Here is a 14,580-nt window from a genome sequence, read left to right as displayed (position 1 = left end):
GGCGCTTTTCACAAGCCGAGGCGGGACGCCGGGAGTGAGGCAATGGGGACTATGGAACGCTACTCGAAAGTGGGCATGCAGGAACTCGATCAGCGCCTGTCGAAGATCGTCGAGGCCGCGCGCAAGAAGCCGGTTTCGGTGTATCGCTACGGCGCGCCGTGGGTCTGGATCGTCTCGCAGGATGACTGGCAGGGCGCCTTGAAAGAGGTCTCCAGCTACATTCCGCCCGGCCATTCGCTGGTGTTGCTGCGCCCGCAGATCGATGACTTGCTCGACGCCCACCAAGGCCTGCTGCACGAGCTCAATGTCGAGCCGGGCATGCTCATTCCCGCGCAAACCGTCATGCACATCCTGCTCCTGCAACTGCTGTATTCGGTGCCCAGCGAGCAGCAACTGTATGAGCAACTCAATTACAACCTGCTGTTCCGCTGGTTCGTCGGTCTTGGCCTGAACCAGAAAGTCTGGAGCTTCAACGTCCTCAGTCGTGACATCGCCACGTTGCTCAACAACCCGCGTGCGGTGCAGCTCATTCAAAAAATCATCGGCGAAGTGTTCTGCGGTGCCTTGCTGCAAATGCCCGAGTTCTCGTTGAACTTCGCGCTGCTGCACACCTGGCTCGGCAAGCACAGCGGTGCCTCGACGGTCAGCAACTGACGCAACACACAAGGCGCGCAACAGCGCCAACAGGTCATCGCGAATTCAGGGGGTAGTGTGGATCAGATTTTCACGTCACGGCTGGCGCTGTGGGGCTGGCTGCTGGTGACGGCCGGCGCGCAACCGGCATTCGCCGAAGAGGCCGCCCAAGGCGCCGCGCCGCAACGTCTGGTGGACGTCAACGAATACTTCGTGCGCGGCAACACGGTGCTCGACGCACGGGCCATCGAAGAGGCGGTGTATCCGTTTCTCGGCCCGCAAAAAGCCATGACTGACATCGAAGGTGCCCGTGATGCCTTGCAGAAGGCTTATCAGCAGCGCGGCTACCAATCGGTGTTCGTCGAGTTGCCGGAGCAAGCGGTGGCGGACGGCATCGTCTACCTGCAAGTCAGCGAAACCAAGGTCGGCCGGGTGCGTGTGGTCGGCGCCAAACACTATTCGCCGCTGGACATCCGCGACAACGTCCCGGCGCTGAAAGAGGGCGAGGTGCCGGACTTCGCCAAGGTTCAGGGCGAACTGGCGCAGCTCAATAAAACCCCGGGCCGCCAGGTGATGCCGCTGGTGCGTGAAGGTCAGCGCCCCGGCACCATGGACGTGGACCTGCAGGTCGAAGACCAGAACCCGTGGACCGCCAGCGTCGGGCTGAACAACGACTACAGCGCCGACACCGAAAAACTGCGCACCGTCACCAGTCTTGGTTACAACAACCTTTGGCAGTTGGGGCACAGCGTCAACTTGACGTTCTTCACCGCACCGCAAGAGACCGACAACGCCAAGGTCTGGTCCGGCTCGTACACCGCGCCATTGACCGAGCGCTGGAGCGTGCAGTTCTCCGGTTACCAGTCCGACAGCAACGTCGCCACCCTCGGCGGCAGCAACGTGCTCGGCAAGGGCCATTCCTACGGCGTAGCGGCGATCTACACGATCCCGTCCAGCGACAACTGGTCGAACTCGCTGTCGGCCGGCATCGATTTCAAAGACTTCGACGAACGCCTGACCCTGTCCGGCGAGAGCGACAAGGTGCCGCTGAAATACGCGCCGTTCACCTTCGCCTACAACGGCTATCGCTACAGCGAAAAGAGTCAGTTGGGCCTCGGTCTGAGCCTGGTCGCGGCCACCCGCGGCCTCTTCGGCTACGGCAGCTCCGACGAAGACTTCGACTACAAACGCTACCGCGCCAACCCGAGTTTCGCCCTGCTCAAGGGCGACAGCAATTTCACCTGGACTTTCGACAACGACTGGCAGAGCGCGAGCAAAGGCGCGTTCCAGCTGGCGTCGGGGCCACTGGTCTCCAACGAACAGTTTTCCGCTGGCGGCGCGACCTCGGTGCGCGGCTATCTGGCGGCCGAGCGCACCGGCGATGACGGCGTGCTGCTCAGTCAGGAGCTGCGCACGCCGTCGCTGGCGAAATACGCCGGCAGCTGGATGCAGGAATGGCGCTTCTACGCCTTTGCCGAAGGCGCGCAACTGTACCTGCGCGACGAACTGCCGGATCAGGACGCCAGTTACGCCCTGGCCAGCGTCGGCCTCGGCACCCGCGCCAGCCTCAGCAAATGGCTGTCCGGCAGCCTCGACTGGGGCTACCCGTTACTCGAAGGGCCGAACACCTCGAAGCAGGAGTCGCGCCTGCACTTCAACCTTCAAGCCACTTTCTAAAGGAGCACGTTCATGCAGCGCCTCATTCTTTCGTTGTTGATCTGCCTGGGCTTCGTGCTCCCGGCCACGGCGCAGGCCTGGTGGCAGGACGACTGGCATTACCGCAAACAGATCGCCGTCGACACCACGCCGCAGGGCGCCGGGATCAATCAGGCCCTGGGCCGCACTGCGCTGCTGGTGCGCCTGCACACCGGCAACTTCACCTTCGACGGGGTCAAGGAAGACGGCTCGGACCTGCGCTTCGTTGCCGCCGATGACAAGACCGTGCTCAACCACCAGATCGAAAGCTTCGACGCGCTGATGGGCATGGCGCTGATCTGGGTCGATGTGCCGAATGTCGAGGGCGGCCAGCGTCAGGACATCTGGATGTACTACGGCAACCAGAAGGCCCCGGCCACCGGCAATGGGCAGTTGACGTTCGATCCGAATTACACCGCGCTGTATCACTTCGACGGCGCCACCGGCACCCCGGCCAAGGACACCACCGCCTACGGCAACACCGCCCAAAGCGCCACTGGCGCGGCGATTGACGGTGTGATCGGACGCGCCTTGCAGTTCAGCGGCCAGCCGTTGCTGCTGCCGGCCAGTCCGTCGTTGCAGCACAGTGCTGGCGGCGCGTTCACCTTTAGCGCCTGGCTGCGTCTGGATCAGGCCAATGGCGAGCAACTGATCCTCGCCCGCCGCGAAGGCGCCAACAGTCTGCTGGTCGGGGTCAATCAAGGCGTGCCGTTCGTGGAGATCGACGGCCAGCGCGCCGTGGCCACTCAGCCGCTGAATCCGGGGCAATGGCAGCATGTCGCGCTGACTGCCGAAGGTTCGAAAGTCAGCCTGTACATCAACGGTCGTGAGAGTGCGACCCTCGCGCAAGCGATGCCGACGTTCAATTCGGTGATGGCGATTGGCGGCGATCTGGCCGCTGGCCCGTACCAGCCATTCGTGGGCGCCATCGACGAACTGCGCCTGTCGAAAGTCGCGCGTCCGGCGCCGTTGCTGTTGGCCGACGCCACCGCGCAAGGCGCCGAGTCGAAACTGGTGGCCTACGGCGTCGACGAGGAACAGTCCGGTTTCGGCTTCGGCAGCCTCGGTTTCCTGCTCAACGCGGTACCGGTGGATGCCTGGGTGATCATCGCCGTGCTGGTGCTGATGATGTTCCAGTCGTGGATCATCATGTTGCGCAAGAACCGCACCCTCAGCCGCGTGAGCAAGGCCAACGAAGACTTCCGCGAGCAGTTCGCCAAGGTCGGTACCCGTCTGGAAATGTTCGCCGATGACGCGCAACTGGCCCAGCGTCTGCAGCACTCGCCGCTGTGGCGCCTGTACTCGGTGGCGGTCAAGGAAATCCGTACCCGCCGCGAGCAGGGCGCCGATACCTCTTCGGTGTCCGCAGCGACCATTGAAGCGATCCGCTGCTCGATGGACGGCGTGCGCACCCGTGAGAACCAGGCGCTCAGTTCGAAACTCTCGACCCTGTCCAACGCTATCGCCGGCGGCCCGTACATCGGCCTGCTCGGCACCGTGCTGGGGATCATGGTGGTGTTCCTCGGCACGGCCATGGCCGGCGACGTCAACATCAACGCCATCGCGCCCGGCATGGCCGCCGCATTGCTCGCCACCGCCATGGGCCTGTTCGTCGCGATCCCGGCGCTGTTTGGCTACAACCGCCTGATCACCCGCAACAAGGAAGTCAGCGCCGACATGCGCGTGTTCGTCGACGAGTTCATCACTCGTCTGGCGGAGATGCACGGCGAAGGCCAGTCCAGCGAAGCGGCGCATCAGCGCGGCCATCACGCCAACCACTCCGTACCGGCCTGAGGAACACTGCCATGGCGTCCGTAAATGCCTCCCACGACGATGACGAAGATGCAGCGGTGGACAGCATCAACATCACCCCGCTGGTCGACGTGCTGATGGTGGTGCTGGTGATGTTCATCCTCACCGCCACTGCGCAGGTCTCCGGGATCCAGATCAACCTGCCCAAGGCCAGCGCCTCGGTGTCGCTGTCGGAAGCCAAGACCAAGGCGATTTCGGTCAACGACGGCGGTCAGGTGTTCCTCGACGCCTACCCGGTGACCCTGGCCGAGCTGGAAGAGCGCCTGCGTATCGAGAAAGCGCAGAACCCGGACTTCCCGGTGATCGTGCGCGGCGACGCCACGGTGCAGTACCAGAAGGTCATTGAAGTGCTGGATCTGTTGCGCCGGCTCGAACTGTCTCAGGTCGGTCTGGTGACCGGCAAACCGACGCAGGGCTGAGTGATGACCGCACAACTTCCGATCGAGCCGCTGCCGGTGAAAAGGTCGCCGATGCGCTTTGTAAAGTGGGGCGCCGGGCTGCTGCTCGGCGCGCTCGCCGCGTGGTTCCTGTGGCAGTGGGCCAATGACATGAGCGGCGTGCGCCGTGAAGCTCCGAAGGTGCCGACGATCATTCCGTTGCCGCCACCGCCGCCGCCACCTCCGGAAAAACCACCGGAGCCGGAAACCCCGGTGGAAGAAAAAGTCGTCGAGCCCGAACCCACGCCCGAGCCGCAGGAGGTCAAGCCCGAGGAAGAGGCGCCGCCATCGCCGGCGGACGACCTGGCCAACCCGATGCAAATGGACGGCGATGCGCAGAGTGGCAACGACGCTTTCAACATCGGCGCCGGCAAGGGCGGCGGCATGGCCGGCGCGGGTGGCGGACGCCTGGGCACCGGCACCTACAGCCAGTTCCTCGCGTTCACTTTTCAGCGCTTGCTGCGCGAGAACTCCGATCTGCGCAACCTGGCTTTTTCGCTGCAGGCCGATGTGTGGCTGAGCAGCGTCGGCGAAATCACCCGGGTCGAGTTGGTCAAGTCCAGCGGCAAGCCCGAGATCGATACCCAGGTGCTGGCCGCATTGCGTAACGCGCCCCATCTGAGCGAACGGCCACCGGCCTCCATCACCTTGCCTGTGCGCCTGTCCCTGCAAGGACGGCGTCCGGGTTAACCGAATTCATAAAGCTGTATGAAAAGGAGTTGTGTGCAGATGATTTCCAACGTGAATCGATTGTCCCTGGCGGTCGGCATGGTCATCGCGACCCTGGTCGGTCAGGCCGCGGCAGCGCCTGCGCCTTCGGAGAACGCCACGATCAATCTGATCCGCTTGCTGGTCGAGCAGGGCATTCTGAAACAGGACAAGGCCGACGCGCTGATCGCCCAGGCGCAGAACGAAGCGGCCCAGGCCAAGCAGGCAGCGGCTTCGACAGCGGTCGCAGCCGGTCCGGTGGCCGCACCGGGCGATGTGCGCGTGCAGTACGTGCCCGCCGCGGTGCGCGACCAGATCCGCGATCAGGTCAAGGCCGAGGTCATGGCCACCGCCAAGCAGGAAAACTGGGCGGCGCCCAACACTTTCCCGGACTGGGCTTCGCGCATCAGCTTCGACGGCGACATTCGTCTGCGTGACGAGTCGCGCTACTACTCGGGCAGCAACAGCAACGAAATCGTCGACTTCGCCAAACTCAACAACAACGGCCCGTACGACGTGAACCCCAACAGCAGCACCAGTCTGCCGCCGTTGCTCAACACCCGTGAAGACCGCACCAACCAGTTCCGCCTGCGCGCACGGCTGGGCATGAAAGCGGTGATCTCGCCGGAATGGACCGCCGGCATCCGCATCGGCACCGGCTCGGACAATAACCCGGTGTCGACCACGCAGAACCTCGGCGGTGGTTTCGCCAAGAAAGACATCTGGCTCGACCAGGGTTACCTGAACTGGAAACCCACCGACGAGCTGACCCTGACCGGCGGGCGCATCGCCAACCCGTTCATGTCCACCGACATGCTCTATTCCAACGACCTGAATTTCGACGGCGTGGCGGCGATTTTCGACCACAAGCTCAACCGCGACTGGGGCGTGTTCGGCACCGTCGGTGCGTTCCCGGTGGATTACACCAACGACACCACCACCAGCAACGGTTTCGACAAGGAAGAAAGCGACAACAAGTGGCTGTACGGCGCGCAGATCGGCGCCAAGTGGGCAATCAACAGCAACAACCGCCTCAAGGGTGCGCTGGCCTACTACCGTTTCGACGACATTCAGGGCCAGCGCTCCAGCCCTTGCGAACCATGGGCCGGCGCCCCGGGCTGCGACACCGACGGCACGCGTGCGGCGTTCATGCAGAAGGGCAACAGCGTATTCCTGCTGCGCGACATCACGCCGAACCCGGCCAACCCGACCACCACGCCGCAGCCGCAATTCGTCGGCCTGGCGTCGGAGTTCAACCTGGTCGACCTGAACCTGGTGTGGGACGCCGATCTGCCAGAGGACTTCAAGCTGCGCAGCCAGGGCAACTACATCCACAACCTCGGTTACGACGAAGGCGACATGCGCAAGCGCTCCGAGGGGCAGATCGTCAACAACCTCAACAGCAACGGCGAGATCGAAAGCGGCGCCAATGCGTGGATGGTGCAGTTCACCCTCGGCAATGCGCTGGACCTGAAGAAGCAGGGCGACTGGAACCTGTTCGCCGGCTACAAGTACATCCAGCCGGATGCCTTGCCTGACGGCTTCAACGATTCGTCGTTCCACCTCGGCGGCACCAACGCCAAGGGCTATTTCCTCGGTGGCAATTACGGTCTGGCGAAGAACGTCTACGCCACCGGCCGCTGGCTGAGCACCGAGGCGGTGTACGGCGCGCCGTTCGACATCGATGTCTTGCAGCTTGAGATCAACACGCGCTTCTAAGGCGCCGGGAGTACGGTCATGCACGCACGAGTTTTTCTGTTGGGGCTGAGTTTTTTCATCGCACAAGGCGCGCACGCCGAAGGCATGGAAGAGCGTCTGCGCACCCAGTTGCGCAGCACCACCCAGCAGTTGCAGGCCCTGCAAAGTCAGCAAGCCCAGGCCAGCGCCGCACAACTGGCGGCGCAGAACGAGGCCAAGGCCGCGCAGGCGCAGATCAAGCAATTGACCGCTGAACTGGCCAAGGCCAAAGGCGTCGCCGAGCAGTTGGCCGGCCAGCAGCAGAACCTGCACAGCCAGGCGCAAGCGCAAGTCGCCGCCAGCAGCGAACAGGTCGGCAAGTTCAAGAAGGCCTACGACGAGTTGCTGGTCATGGCCCGTGCCAAAGAGGCAGAACGGTCTAAGCTTCAAGCGCAATTGGCTGAACGTGACACACAAGTGCAGCAATGTTCAGTCAAGAATCAGCAGATGTACGGCGTCGCCAAACAGATCCTCAGCGCTTACGAAAACATCGATGTCGCCGAGGTGATGAAGATCCGCCAGCCCTTTGCGGGCAGCGCCCGGGTCAAGTTCGATGAGCTGGCCCAGGGGTTTGGTGACGAGCTTTACAAGACTCAATTCGACGCGCCGCAAGCTGCGCTCTCGCACTGATAAACAAGGAAGAAGTCATGACTCAATTGATCAGCCATGTGTCCCCACAATCCCTGACCGACGTCCTGCAAGCGGCCGGTTATCGCGTCAACCAGACCGAACAGAACGGCATCGTGCAATTGCTCAGCGCCAGTCAGGGCATCGGTTATGCCGTGCGTTTCGGCAACCCGGCGGTGGAGCACGGTAGCTACGTCGATTTCACTTTCAGCTGCGCGCTGCGGGTGCAAGGCGAGTTGCCACAGGGTGTGGCCGAACAGTGGAACGCCACCCGGCGTTTTGCGCGGTTGTCGTTGCAGGGCGAGTTTCTGGTGATGGAAATGGACGTGGTGCTGGCGGCCGGCGTGAGCCACGATCACCTGCGCGGCAACCTGGAATTGTGGGATCGCCTGCTGCAGGAGTTCATCGTCTACCTGCGTGACTTCAGCCAGGCCGCGCAAGCTTCGACAGCCAAAGTCGCTACCGCTGAGCAAGAGGAAGTCGCGCTGTGAAAAAGCCTGCCATGGTGATCGGCGCCGGGGCAGTGGCGCTGTTGGTGGTAGCCGTGGCGCTGGTGCTGCGACCGGGCACTGACCCGGTTGCCGCCCAGCAATCGTCGCCGTTGGCGGCGGTTGCTGCGGGGCCTGCGGTAGCGCGGTTGGGCAATCAGCAGGTGACGCCGCAGGAGTTGCAGGCGCTGCTGGCGACCGTCCCACCGGCGACTCGCGAACAATTGCGCGGCAACCGTGACGCGCTGGAACGCTGGATTCGTGCGCGGCTGGCGGAGAAAGCCGTGCTGGAACAGGCCGATGCCCAGGGCTGGGCGCAGCGTCCGGACGTGGTGCGGCAAACCCGCGCGGCCACTGAGCAGATCGTGTTTCGCGATTACCTGCGCTCGGTCAGCACGGTGCCGGCGGACTACCCGAGTGCGGCCGAGTTGCAGCAGGCGTATGACGCTGGCAAGGGCAACTGGCAGACGCCGGCGTTGTACCGGGTGAGCCAGATTTTCCTCGCTGTGCCGGATGCCCAGAGCCTGGAAGCCGTGCGCAAGCAGGCCACCGAGCTAAGCAAGAAAGCCCAGGGCACGCCGGCGGATTTTGCCGCGCTGGCGACTCAGTATTCGCAGGACCGGCAGACTGCCGAACGTGGCGGCGACACCGGGCTGCAACCGTTGCAGCAACTGGTGCCGGAGGTGCGGGGTGCGGTGGCGAAATTGAAGGTCGGCGCGGTGTCCGATCCAGTGCAGAGCGCGGCCGGCTTCCATGTGATCAAACTCACTGAACAGCAACCGGCACGTACTGCGACCCTCGACGAACTGCGCGATCAACTGACCCAGGCCTTGCGTGCGCAACGTCAGGAGCAGATTGCTCAGGCGTATCTGGACGGGATGCTCAATACCGCGACGCTGAGTATCGATGGGGCTGAGCTGAACAAGGTCCTCGAATCCAACCATTAGAGCACTGGCACACCACAAACCCTGTAGGAGTGAGCCTGCTCGCGATAGCGATGTGTCAGGCAAAGAGATGTCAGCTATGCCGACGCTATCGCGAGCAGGCTCACTCCTACAGGGGATCTGCGCAATGTCTAAATACAAAGATCGACAGGGAGTCATCGATGTCATTCACCGAACCCGCAGGACGACAGGGTAGCCCCGACTATCGCTGGGCACAGGGCGAGCGCGAACCATGGCTGGCGCAAGCCGCGACCATTGATGCCGAGGTCGCGCAATATTTTCTGGTCAGTGCCCGCTGCGGCTGCTTCATGCAGGCCGCGCGCAGCCTCAACGTGCGTTCGACTTTGCTGCGCAAGCAGTTGGCGCAGCTTGAGCAGGAGCTGCAGCACTCGCTGTTCAGCTTTCAGGGCAGCGCCCTGAGCCTGACCCGCGAGGGCCAGCAACTGCAGGCGCAACTGGTGGCGCTGGCCCACGAACGCAAACTGCCGGTGGTCGAGCAGCCGCTAATCCGCCTGGCCGTTGCCGAATCGATCCTGCATGACATCCTCGGTCGCGACCTGATCGCGTTGCTGCGGCGCAACGCCAGCGTGCGCCTGGAGATCATTGCGCTGGACAGCGAGTTGGCCTTGCGCGCAGTAAGCGCCGACGTGGTGCTGTGGCTGGCCCACGGCGAAACCCCCAGCCCCGGCCCGACCTTCGCCACCAGCCAGCCGCAGGCCCTGGCGCGTCTGGATTACCTGCCGCACATCGCCAAACGCTATTCCCGCGTCACGGCGCGCCCGGCGAGTGCCGACGACCTCAGCGATTTCATGCTGGTGCAATGGCAGCACGACCGGCAGATCGACAGTTTCCGGCCGTGGAATGAGCTGGTCGAACAACGTCTAGCCGGCGTGGTGCAGATGCAGTCCTATGAGCTGATGCTGGAAATGATCCGTTGCAGCGCTTGCATCGGGTTGCTGCCGGCGTACATGAGCCGTTTCGATCGCGGGCTGGTGGCGTTGCCGGGGTTGTTTGATGAGCCGATGCAGCTACAGGCGTGGCTGGCGGTGAATGCTGAATCCCGGGACGTCGCCGAAGTGCAAACCCTGGTCGAACTGATCCAGCACACCTTCAACGAACGCCAGGAATGGTTCCAGACCTGATCCGATTCTGCCAACACCCCCAATCCCCTGTGGGAGCGGGCTTGCTCGCGAAGGCGGTGTGTCAGGTGACAGAGATGTTGAATTTCAGACCGCTTTCGCGAGCAAGCCCGCTCCCACATTTTGATATTCGCCAGCCAGAGGCTCAACGGTTTAGAGTAAGCGGCCACCCATCGATCCAGGAAGGATCTGCCATGCCCGACCACGCTCCCACCATCAAAATCGAACGCTTCAATGAGTCGCACCTTGAGGGCATCACCGCGCTGTACAACGATCCGGCCGTGACCCGGCAGGTGCTGCAGATGCCGTTTCAGCCCACTGAGGTTTGGCGCAAACGCCTTGCGCCAGATAACGAACGGGTGGTGCAACTGGTGGCGCTGCATGAGGGTGTGGTCATTGGCAATCTGGGGCTGGAAAACTATTCGCGGATTCGCCGCGCTCACGCCGGCAGTGTCGGCATGGCGGTCGCCGTGGCCTGGCAGGGCAAGGGTGTCGGGTCGAAACTGCTGGCGGCGGCGCTGGACGTCGCCGACAACTGGATGAACCTGCACCGGGTCGAACTCTCGGTGTACGCCGACAACCAGGCGGCTATCAATCTCTACCGCAAGTTCGGCTTCGAGAACGAAGGCCTGTTTCGTGACTACGCCGTGCGCGACGGGCAATGGGTCGACACCCTGAGCATGGCCCGTCTGCGTCGTCGATAAGCCAAAAAATCCTGTGGGAGTCAGTTGCCCAGAGCGAACGCCACCGCCGCCTGCGCATGCAGTTCGGTGGTGTCGAGCAGCGGCAGGGCGCTGTGTTCGGGTTTGACCAGCAGACCGATTTCCGTGCAGCCGAGGATGATCGCCTGGGCGCCGCGCGCGGTCAGCGCTTCGATCACCCGTTGATAGATTTTGCGTGATTCGTCACTGATCACTCCGACGCACAGTTCGTCGTAGATGATCCGGTGCACGTCCTTGCGCTCGGCGTCGTCCGGCACCAGTACCGTCAGACCCTGCGCAATCAGGCGCTGCTTGAGAAAGTCCTGCTCCATGGTGAACGCCGTGCCGAGCAGACCGACCGTGCGCGCATCGATGGCCAATGCCGCCTGCGCCGCCGGTTCGGCGATGTGCAGAAACGGAATGCTGATCGCTGCCTGAATCTGCGCCGCGACCTTGTGCATGGTGTTGGTACACAGCACCACGCATTCGGCGCCGCCGGCCTCGAGCCTGCGCGCGGCATCCACCAGAATCGCCGCCGCATCGTCCCAGCGCCCGGCGTGCTGCGCCTGTTCGACCGGGCCGAAGTCGACGCTGTACATCAGGATTTGCGCCGAGCGCAGCGAGCCGAGCCGGTCACGAACCTGTTGATTGATGAGACGATAATATTCCGCGCTGGATTCCCAGCTCATGCCGCCGATCAGGCCGATGGTGCGCATTGAAATTCCTCGAACAATGGCCCGTATTGGAAAAGTCGGGCTCCGGCCGAGTGTCCATCGGTTCAACGACGGATGCCAGTACAAAGCAACTGTACCGTTGATCCTTTCGCCAAGTGTCACGGTGCCGGCGATCGAGGTTTAACGTACGCCGGCGCCTCGATCTGTCACTATCGACTATCGCAGGCTCTCCCCGAGGAACGTACCGATGAACGACGTACAACAACTGGGCGAAATGCTTCGTCACTATGCCGAGAGTGAAGCGCACAAGAAGCAACTGTTCGAAACCCAGTCGCAGACCTGGGCTGCACGGATCAGCGAGCTGTTCGGCCAGATCCAGCAATGGCTGGAGCCGGTGCAGACGCCGAACCTGCTGGAGGTGAGCCGCGAGGCTTACGTCGCATTCGGGCCGAGCACGCCGGTGGAAACCTCGACCTTCAAGACCGAGAAACTGAGCATCGTGATTGCCGGCAAACCGGTGGAATTCGTGCCAGACGTGATGGGCAGCGCCGGGCAGATTTCCCTGGCGGTGATGGGCCTGACGGCGGCGCGCTATGGCAGCATTTCGCTGGTGGGTTTGCCCAGTGGTGAGTGGCAATGGCGCAAGACCAATGGCCTGAAGGATCCCGACACCTTTGTGTTTGATGCGGACTTTCTCGCGCAGCAGTTGCAGAGCCTGATTCCACGCGATCGCAGCTGATATCAGGGCTTCACCCATTTCCCATTGTGGGAGCGGGCTTGCTCGCGAAGGCGGCAGCCCATTCGACATTGATGGCGACTGATAGACCGCTTTCGCGAGCAAGCCCGCTCCCACAGGGGATTGAGGGCGATCCTACATATCGAGGTTGATCCAGCCTGGCTTCGCCTCTTCCGGCGCCACCGCCTTCACGGTTTTGCCGGTCGCCAGTTCCACCCGCCGTGCCACCTCCGGATCATCAGCAAACGGCACCATACTCGCATCATCCAGGCTTTCTGAAGTCTGATGGCGCAGGCAGTACTCCACCGCCAGCCACAGAAACACCACCCCCAGCACATTCAAGAAAATATCCATCCTCTGCGGCTCCCTGCCTCAGGCGATCTGCGCCTGGCTGCGTGCCAGCGCCACGTCGGCGACCCGCACCGTGCGCCAGACGTTGTAGACCATCAGCAGCATGCCGCTGAGGAAGAACACCCCGCCGGCAAAGCGCACGATGAACCCCGGATGACTGGCCTGCAGCGCCTCGACAAACGAGTAGGTCAGCGTGCCGTCCTCGTTGATCGCTCGCCACATCAGGCCCTGAGTGATGCCGTTGACCCACATCGAGGCGATGTACAACACGGTGCCGATGGTCGCCAGCCAGAAGTGCAGGTTGATCAGCGGCGTACTGTACATCTGCTCGCGGCCAAAGACTTTCGGCACCATGTGATACGTCGCGCCGAAGGTGATCATCGCCACCCAGCCGAGCGCGCCGGCATGCACGTGGCCGATGGTCCAGTCGGTGTAGTGGGAGAGGGCGTTGACGGTTTTGATCGCCATCATCGGCCCTTCGAACGTCGACATGCCGTAGAACGCCAGCGACAGGACGAGGAAGCGCAAAATCGGGTCGGTGCGCAACTTATGCCAGGCGCCCGACAAGGTCATCATGCCGTTGATCATCCCGCCCCAGCTCGGCGCCAGCAGGATCAGCGACATCGCCATGCCCAGCGACTGCGCCCAGTCCGGCAGCGCGGTGTAGTGCAAGTGGTGCGGGCCGGCCCAGATGTACAGGGTGATCAGCGCCCAGAAATGCACGATCGACAACCGATACGAATAGACCGGGCGATTCACCTGTTTCGGCACGAAGTAATACATCATTCCGAGAAAGCCCGTGGTCAGGAAGAAACCCACCGCGTTATGGCCGTACCACCACTGCACCATGGCGTCGGTCGCCCCGGAATACACCGGATAGGATTTGAACCAGTCCACCGGGATCGACAGGTGATTGACCACGTGCAGCATGGCGATCACCAGAATGAACGCGCCGAAGAACCAGTTGCCGACATAGATGTGTTTGGTCTTGCGCTGCACCACGGTGGTGAAAAACACGATGGCGTACGCGACCCAGACCACCGCCATCCACACCGCGCCGGAGAATTCGATTTCGGCGTATTCCTTGGTGGTGGTGTAGCCCAGCGGCAGGGTGATCAGCATGATCACGATCACCGATTGCCAGCCCCAGAAGGTGAAGGCCGCGAGCTTGTCCGAATACAGCCGCACCTGGCAGGTGCGCTGCACCGCGTAGTAACTGGCGGCGAATTGCGCGCTGCCGGCGAAACCGAAGATCACCAGGCTGGTGTGCAATGGCCGCAAGCGGCCGAAGGTGGTCCAGGGCAGGTCGAGGTTCATGTCCGGCCATACCAGTTGCGAGGCGATCCATACCCCCATCGCCATGCCGACGACACCCCAGAAAACCGTCGCGATAACGAATTGGCGGACGACCTTGTAGTTATACGCCTGTCCGATTGTTGCTGTGCTCATGGTCAGTTCATCCACGGTTGCAAAGTCTTGCCAGGCCACCCTGGTCTGGCACGAGCTGCACTGTAGAAACACCACTGGAAACAAAACAGGCTCAGGAATCTTTCATTTGTACGGATCAGATTCAAGTCCTGCCTGCGGCGTTCTGCCGCGCCCTGNCTCAGGGTGCCGTAAGGAATCGCTACCCGCAGCATGTAGGCGTGCTTTTGCAGGTACAGGCCATTTTGCAGGCGCAGCGGCAGGAACTCCTCCTCGCTCAACTCTCCGGCCATGAAGCGCTCGACCTGATCGCGAAACTGCGCAACGCGCTCGAACACCAGTGCGCGGTCGTAATCGTCGTATTGATACATGCAGCGGCTACCCCATCAGAATTGTGCGCAATTCCTGTAGGAGTGAGCCTGCTCGCGATTGCGGTGTGTCAGTCAACAAAGCAGTTGCCTGACACACCGCAA

The 14,580-nt window shown here is 62.5% G+C and carries 15 protein-coding genes and 1 pseudogene; 12 read left to right on the top strand and 4 right to left on the bottom strand.

The genetic code is table 11. The features are described from left to right. Positions 1-42 precede the first annotated feature (42 nt). The 11 genes from VLA07_RS23390 (at position 43) to VLA07_RS23340 (ending at position 10,924) form a co-directional block, all read left to right on the top strand. Entirely contained in the window at positions 43-654 is a 612-nt protein-coding gene (locus tag VLA07_RS23390) for a transposase (protein WP_027613764.1), read from the top strand. A 57-nt stretch (positions 655-711) separates the two neighbouring features. Then, positions 712-2,310, top strand: coding sequence for a ShlB/FhaC/HecB family hemolysin secretion/activation protein (locus tag VLA07_RS23385; RefSeq protein ID WP_333991720.1), 1,599 nt, complete (start codon positions 712-714; stop codon positions 2,308-2,310). A gap of 12 nt (positions 2,311-2,322) precedes the next feature. Beyond that, complete coding sequence (locus VLA07_RS23380) at positions 2,323-4,122, top strand: DUF2341 domain-containing protein (protein WP_333991717.1); 1,800 nt, start codon at positions 2,323-2,325, stop codon at positions 4,120-4,122. Positions 4,123-4,133: 11 nt separating this feature from the next. Then, positions 4,134-4,559, top strand: a complete 426-nt coding sequence (locus tag VLA07_RS23375; protein ID WP_127646955.1) for an ExbD/TolR family protein — start codon at positions 4,134-4,136, stop codon at positions 4,557-4,559. A gap of 3 nt (positions 4,560-4,562) precedes the next feature. Continuing rightward, complete coding sequence (locus VLA07_RS23370) at positions 4,563-5,267, top strand: energy transducer TonB family protein (RefSeq protein ID WP_097090071.1); 705 nt, start codon at positions 4,563-4,565, stop codon at positions 5,265-5,267. Positions 5,268-5,306: 39 nt separating this feature from the next. Next, the gene (locus VLA07_RS23365) at positions 5,307-7,004 is read left to right on the top strand and encodes a putative porin (protein ID WP_333991710.1); all 1,698 of its coding nucleotides are present in this window, start codon (positions 5,307-5,309) and stop codon (positions 7,002-7,004) included. 18 nt (positions 7,005-7,022) lie between these two features. After that, positions 7,023-7,652 carry a hypothetical protein gene (locus VLA07_RS23360; RefSeq protein ID WP_027613759.1) on the top strand — a complete coding sequence of 210 codons (630 nt, stop codon included), beginning with the start codon at positions 7,023-7,025 and terminating at the stop codon, positions 7,650-7,652. A gap of 17 nt (positions 7,653-7,669) precedes the next feature. Further along, on the top strand, positions 7,670-8,140 hold the full coding sequence (locus VLA07_RS23355; protein WP_333991707.1) for a YbjN domain-containing protein: 471 nt from the start codon (positions 7,670-7,672) through the stop codon (positions 8,138-8,140). After that, positions 8,137-9,084: a peptidylprolyl isomerase gene (locus tag VLA07_RS23350; protein ID WP_333991705.1), complete on the top strand. Its 948-nt coding sequence runs from the start codon at positions 8,137-8,139 to the stop codon at positions 9,082-9,084. Before VLA07_RS23355 ends, VLA07_RS23350 begins: the two co-directional genes overlap by 4 nt. A gap of 158 nt (positions 9,085-9,242) precedes the next feature. Beyond that, on the top strand, positions 9,243-10,223 hold the full coding sequence (locus VLA07_RS23345) for a LysR family transcriptional regulator (RefSeq protein WP_333991704.1): 981 nt from the start codon (positions 9,243-9,245) through the stop codon (positions 10,221-10,223). Positions 10,224-10,414: 191 nt separating this feature from the next. Then, positions 10,415-10,924: a GNAT family N-acetyltransferase gene (locus VLA07_RS23340; protein ID WP_333991703.1), complete on the top strand. Its 510-nt coding sequence runs from the start codon at positions 10,415-10,417 to the stop codon at positions 10,922-10,924. 20 nt (positions 10,925-10,944) lie between these two features. Here VLA07_RS23340 and VLA07_RS23335 read toward each other — a convergent pair whose 3' ends face one another. Further along, on the bottom strand, positions 10,945-11,637 hold the full coding sequence (locus tag VLA07_RS23335) for an aspartate/glutamate racemase family protein (RefSeq protein ID WP_333991701.1): 693 nt from the start codon (positions 11,635-11,637) through the stop codon (positions 10,945-10,947). Positions 11,638-11,842: 205 nt separating this feature from the next. On the opposite strand from VLA07_RS23335, the gene VLA07_RS23330 reads away from it, so the two are divergent. Further along, positions 11,843-12,334 carry a hypothetical protein gene (locus VLA07_RS23330; RefSeq protein WP_333991699.1) on the top strand — a complete coding sequence of 164 codons (492 nt, stop codon included), beginning with the start codon at positions 11,843-11,845 and terminating at the stop codon, positions 12,332-12,334. 132 nt (positions 12,335-12,466) lie between these two features. Here the strand turns inward: VLA07_RS23330 and VLA07_RS23325 are convergent, their stop codons facing one another. The 3 genes and pseudogenes from VLA07_RS23325 to VLA07_RS23315 all read right to left on the bottom strand — a co-directional run. Beyond that, complete coding sequence (locus tag VLA07_RS23325; RefSeq protein WP_096797626.1) at positions 12,467-12,685, bottom strand: CcoQ/FixQ family Cbb3-type cytochrome c oxidase assembly chaperone; 219 nt, start codon at positions 12,683-12,685, stop codon at positions 12,467-12,469. A gap of 18 nt (positions 12,686-12,703) precedes the next feature. Continuing rightward, positions 12,704-14,131, bottom strand: coding sequence for a cytochrome-c oxidase, cbb3-type subunit I (ccoN, locus tag VLA07_RS23320; protein WP_333991697.1), 1,428 nt, complete (start codon positions 14,129-14,131; stop codon positions 12,704-12,706). A gap of 158 nt (positions 14,132-14,289) precedes the next feature. Beyond that, positions 14,290-14,478, bottom strand: a pseudogene (locus tag VLA07_RS23315) (nitrite/sulfite reductase); the annotation flags it as partial. Between the last annotated feature and the right edge of the window lie 102 nt (positions 14,479-14,580).

This window comes from Pseudomonas sp. S3(2024), from assembly GCF_036861315.1.
Classification (GTDB): Bacteria; Pseudomonadota; Gammaproteobacteria; order Pseudomonadales; family Pseudomonadaceae; genus Aquipseudomonas; species Aquipseudomonas putida_A.
This window is presented reverse-complemented; position numbering and strand designations above follow the sequence as displayed.

Coding starts and splice junctions, on each gene's coding strand:
- ccoN (WP_333991697.1), bottom strand. CDS start 14,131: ATGAGCACAGCAACAATCGGACAGGCGTATAACTACAAGGTCGTCCGC.
- VLA07_RS23325 (WP_096797626.1), bottom strand. CDS start 12,685: ATGGATATTTTCTTGAATGTGCTGGGGGTGGTGTTTCTGTGGCTGGCG.
- VLA07_RS23390 (WP_027613764.1), top strand. CDS start 43: ATGGGGACTATGGAACGCTACTCGAAAGTGGGCATGCAGGAACTCGAT.
- VLA07_RS23340 (WP_333991703.1), top strand. CDS start 10,415: ATGCCCGACCACGCTCCCACCATCAAAATCGAACGCTTCAATGAGTCG.
- VLA07_RS23370 (WP_097090071.1), top strand. CDS start 4,563: ATGACCGCACAACTTCCGATCGAGCCGCTGCCGGTGAAAAGGTCGCCG.
- VLA07_RS23380 (WP_333991717.1), top strand. CDS start 2,323: ATGCAGCGCCTCATTCTTTCGTTGTTGATCTGCCTGGGCTTCGTGCTC.
- VLA07_RS23335 (WP_333991701.1), bottom strand. CDS start 11,637: ATGCGCACCATCGGCCTGATCGGCGGCATGAGCTGGGAATCCAGCGCG.
- VLA07_RS23365 (WP_333991710.1), top strand. CDS start 5,307: ATGATTTCCAACGTGAATCGATTGTCCCTGGCGGTCGGCATGGTCATC.
- VLA07_RS23360 (WP_027613759.1), top strand. CDS start 7,023: ATGCACGCACGAGTTTTTCTGTTGGGGCTGAGTTTTTTCATCGCACAA.
- VLA07_RS23355 (WP_333991707.1), top strand. CDS start 7,670: ATGACTCAATTGATCAGCCATGTGTCCCCACAATCCCTGACCGACGTC.
- VLA07_RS23330 (WP_333991699.1), top strand. CDS start 11,843: ATGAACGACGTACAACAACTGGGCGAAATGCTTCGTCACTATGCCGAG.
- VLA07_RS23375 (WP_127646955.1), top strand. CDS start 4,134: ATGGCGTCCGTAAATGCCTCCCACGACGATGACGAAGATGCAGCGGTG.
- VLA07_RS23345 (WP_333991704.1), top strand. CDS start 9,243: ATGTCATTCACCGAACCCGCAGGACGACAGGGTAGCCCCGACTATCGC.